Annotated in this window: 4 protein-coding genes; all 4 read right to left on the bottom strand. The window is 64.4% G+C overall.

Annotation, left to right across the window (positions count from 1 at the left end; all coding sequences use genetic code 11):
* On the bottom strand, positions 1-788 hold a 788-nt coding region (locus tag VFA16_RS18005), incomplete at its 3' end, for a class I adenylate-forming enzyme family protein (RefSeq protein ID WP_324969123.1).
* Positions 781-2,382, bottom strand: coding sequence for a class I adenylate-forming enzyme family protein (locus VFA16_RS18000; protein WP_324969122.1), 1,602 nt, complete (start codon positions 2,380-2,382; stop codon positions 781-783). The genes VFA16_RS18005 and VFA16_RS18000, both read right to left, overlap by 8 nt.
* Positions 2,372-3,862 carry a class I adenylate-forming enzyme family protein gene (locus tag VFA16_RS17995; RefSeq protein WP_414687754.1) on the bottom strand — a complete coding sequence of 497 codons (1,491 nt, stop codon included), beginning with the start codon at positions 3,860-3,862 and terminating at the stop codon, positions 2,372-2,374. The genes VFA16_RS18000 and VFA16_RS17995 overlap by 11 nt, the downstream gene beginning before the upstream one ends.
* A partial coding sequence (locus tag VFA16_RS17990; RefSeq protein ID WP_324969121.1) for an enoyl-CoA hydratase/isomerase family protein occupies positions 3,862-4,180 on the bottom strand: 319 nt, incomplete at its 5' end. The genes VFA16_RS17995 and VFA16_RS17990, both read right to left, overlap by 1 nt.

Here is a 4,180-nt window from a genome sequence, read left to right as displayed (position 1 = left end):
CGCTCGCGTTCCAACAATCGAAGAGTGGTCTGCGGTCGAGGGATTTCCTCGGTGACCAACGTGGCACCGGCCAGCAGCGCCGAGAGGACGCCGCCGCCCAACCCGCCTACCCAAAAGAACGGCATGGGCAGATACAGGCGGGTTTCCGAATCGATGCAGCGGCTAGCCAGACCTGACTGCACCGCGCCCAGCGCGCTGCCGTGTGAGTGCATGACGCCCTTCGGCGGGCCACTGCTGCCGGATGTGAAGACGATGACGAAGAGATCACTAGCCGTGACGGTTCGGGTTAACGGCTCGATGATGCTGGTAGCCGCATCGCTGGCAGCGAGCTCCGCCAGCCGGTCGGCGGTCCAGATATGACGCAGTGCGGGGAGCTCCGGACAACGCAGCTGGCCATCGCCCAGCTGCGGCGATCCCAACTCGGACCGAAGTTCGTCGCGGTAGCGGTGGCCTCGGAACTCGTCGACCGTTACCAAAAACTGCACCGAGGCAACCCGCAACTGTGCTAGCAGTTCTCGTGGCTGCAGCAGTGTACTGAGCGGAACCAATACCGCGCCAATGCGCGTCAGCGCAATCGCCACCTGCAACCAGCTGGCGCAGTTGGGCATGATCAGCCCAACCCGGGTTCCCTTGCCGATGCCCGCGTCGACGAACGCTGCAGCCAAGACCCGTGTGCTGGCGTCAAGCTCGCCATAGGTGAGCCGAGTGTCCGGGTCGACGACCACCGGCTTGGCACCGTACTTGGCTGCGCGCGACCGCACCACTTGGTCAATGGTGGTATCAGGCATCGAACACCTGCTTCAGCCGCCGCAGGTCGACTTTGCCGCTGGATAGCAGCGGAATGTCGGCAGCCGATATGGCCGCGAACCGCCGGGGAATCTTGTAAGCCGACAGTTCCGTCTTCAGCTGCTCGCGGACCGCCTCTTCGTCGAAAGCAGCACCGTCCTCCAGGGCGATGATGGCCGCGACGACCTGTCCCCGTTCGGCATCGGGTAGGCCGAAGACATGCGCGACAGCACCGCCGACGACGCGGGCAATCGCCTTTTCCACCTCGGCGGGGGAGACGTTGGCGCCTGCGGTCTTGATCATCGAATCGCGGCGGCCGACGAAGTAGAAGAATCCGTCGCGGTCGTTGCGTACCAGATCACCGGTGTGGAACCAGCCATCGGGATCGAAACACTCTTCGCGACTGCGCTTGTAGTAGCGCTGCATTACATACGGACCCCGAATGCATAGTTCCCCGACTTCGCCGACCTCGACCATGACCCCCGTCTCAGGGTCGACGATTTTGGTTTCGAATCCGGGTGCCGGCTTTCCGAAAGAACCACGGCGGTGCTCGGGTTGGTCGGATTCATCGTCGCTGATCAACGCGACGCTGCCTGCCTCGGTCAGCCCCAGCATGTTGTGCCGCAACTCCGGATCGGCCGGCCGCACGTCAGCGGCCATGATCGGATACAGGTTGCCCCGCCGTATCGACGAGAGATCGCGCGCAGCGAAAGTCGGGTGACGCGGCAGGTGCGCGATCCCGGCGGTGAAACCGTTGGCCATGGTGGGTTTTTCCGCTTCCAACACGTCGAGCGTCTCGCCGGCGTCCACGGCGTTGGAGCACAGCAGCGTCGAGCCGGCAACCACGGTGGCAAGTAAGGCGAACCCGAATCCGCCAATCCAGAAAAACGGCGAATTGCAGAACAGCTTGTCCTCGGCGCGTAGTCCACGAATCTCGTTGAGGTTTCGCTGATGGCCCAGCAACGCGGCGTGTGTGTGCACCACTCCCTTCGGGGTACTGGTGGTTCCCGACGTATAGACGACGGCCAGCAGATCAGAACCGTTGACGTCGTCTTCCATGGCGGCCAGGAGTGCTTCGTCGACCGTGTCAGCGAGTTCGTAGAGCCGCTCGATGTCGTGGACCCGCTGGCCGCCGGACCCATAGCTGATCGCTACGTGGCGCAATTGCGGTGCTGCGCTGCTGAACAACCGCTCCACGCCCTCGAGGTCGCAATCGGACAGCACTTCGCCGAGCCGACGCACGTAGTCGTGGGAGCGGTATGACGACGCGGCCAGCAGAATCTGGACATCGCTGTCGACAAGTTGCTCACGGAACTCGCGGGCGGTGGCGAACGTGGTGAACGGGACGACGACGGCACCGATTCGCGTCGCTGCCAGCATGCCGACGGCGAACCCCGGCCCGTTGGGGTAGAGCAGGCCGACATGTGTCCCCTTGCCGGCGCCCAGGGCGATAAGGCCGCGGGCAAGTATCGCCGACCGGCGATCGGCCTCGCCGTAGCTAATACGCTCGTTATCGCAGACCAGCAGCGGGTGATCCGCTCGTCTGCGGACTTGCTGTCGCAGGATCTGCGGGAGCGTCAGCGACTCACGGGGCATGTTCGCTGCGGGCGGCCGGAATGCTTCCGTCGAAGAACCGGCGAACCGCGGTCAAGTCGGGTTTACCGGAAGGTGTCCTGGGAATCGCGTCGACGATCGCGATGTCGGTAGGAACCTCGTAGCGCGCCAGCTTCGTTCGCAGATACTCGGTCAACTCGCCAGCATCAACCGATTCCGCTTCTCGCAGTTCGACCATGGCGACCGGTGTCTCGCCGAGGCGCTCGTCACGGCGACCGACCACGGCGGCGCCTGCCACCGCCGGGTGGCGCTCCAGTGCCGCGCGCACATCGTCCGGCATCACTTTGAAGCCGCCGCGGATGATCGCCTGATCTGCGCGCCCAAGTATCCACAGAAATCCGTCTTCGTCGACGCGGGCCAAGTCGGTGGTGCGCATCCATTCCGCAGACGGGCCAAGTTGTCCCGGCTTGACTTCGAGCAGGCCGACTTGGTTGGGCGCCAGCACAGTACCGTCGTCGTCGACCACCCGCAGTTGGGCTCCGAGGCTGGCTCGTCCTACGCTGCCCCGCTTGATGTGCCAATACCTCTGGTAGTCGGTCAATGTCCAGCCTGCCACACCACCACCGAATTCTGTTGCGGCGTATGAGGTCAGGACCGGAATGCCGAACTTCTCGGTGAAGGCATCGGCATCCTCAGCCGACAGCGGCGCGGTGCCGGAAGTCACGGCGCGGATGCTCTCTAGGTCCTCGCGCCGCAGGTCGGAGTGCAACACCATGCGCAATGCGGCCGGCACCAACGACACGGTGCGAGGCCGGTACTTGCGCACCGCATGCGCCCAAGCAGCAAGTTCGAATCGTTCCAGCAGCACAAACGGTCTCGCATCGACGACACACTGCAGCACGCGGAACACGCCGCCGATATGAACGAGCGGAGAGTTGACGATCGAGACGCCGCGCCGGATTTCGGTGGGTGCCGGTGACCGCTCCGGTTCGCGGCCCATTACGCTGCATGCCAGCATGTCGTAGGTGAGGTCGACGCGTTTCGGTGGCCCGGTGGTTCCACTGGTCAGCATCCATACCGCGACACCGGGCCGACCGGTATCAGTCTGGGTGCCACCGACTGTCACCTCCGGCTCGGTGTCGAGCCCCGAAATCGAGACGGTCGTTGTGCCCGCTGGCACCAGCGTCGTCACATCGTCGGGCTCGCCGATGACCATCGGCAGCTGCAGTGCGCTGATATCGGCTCGGATGCGATCATCGCCCCGCGACGAGTTGAGCACGACCACGCACCCGCCATTTTGCAGTACTCCGAGAAAGGCGGCGACCTGCGCCGGCCGGTTGCGCAGCAATATCCCGACCCGGGCTTGTCGGGTACCGGCATGCGTCGCAACCAGCGAACCCATCTTGGCTGTCATTTCGCCGATCTGGCCCCAGGACGACCAGTGGCCGTCGTATTCGATGGCGTGCGCGTCAGGCTGCAGATTCAGCACATCGGTGATGCGACGACTGAGCGCGTGTGCCATCAGCGGACCCTCGGCTCGACCGCGGCTCGCCCAGCCCGGGCAGCCAATTCGGCTGTCCCGATTGGATTGCCCAGCCGCGTATAGATCAAGCCTTGCTCCATGGCCGCCCGGTAGGGCTTGTCGAGCGACTCCCAAATCGCCTTGACCGTGCCTTGGATTGCCGACGGTGGCTTTGCGGCGATGGTGGCTGCGATCTCATGGGCTCGCTCCCGCAATCGTTCGGCGGGCACCACTTCCGACACCAACCCGATCCGCAGCGCAGTGTCTGCGCTGACGCGTTCGTCGTTGCCCATCAGTGCTATCCGCAGCGTCTCACCC

The organism is Mycobacterium sp. (genome assembly GCF_035653355.1).
Taxonomy (GTDB): domain Bacteria; phylum Actinomycetota; class Actinomycetes; order Mycobacteriales; family Mycobacteriaceae; genus Mycobacterium.
The sequence above is the reverse complement of the archived record's forward strand: the minus strand, read 5'-3'. Positions and strand labels throughout refer to the sequence as shown.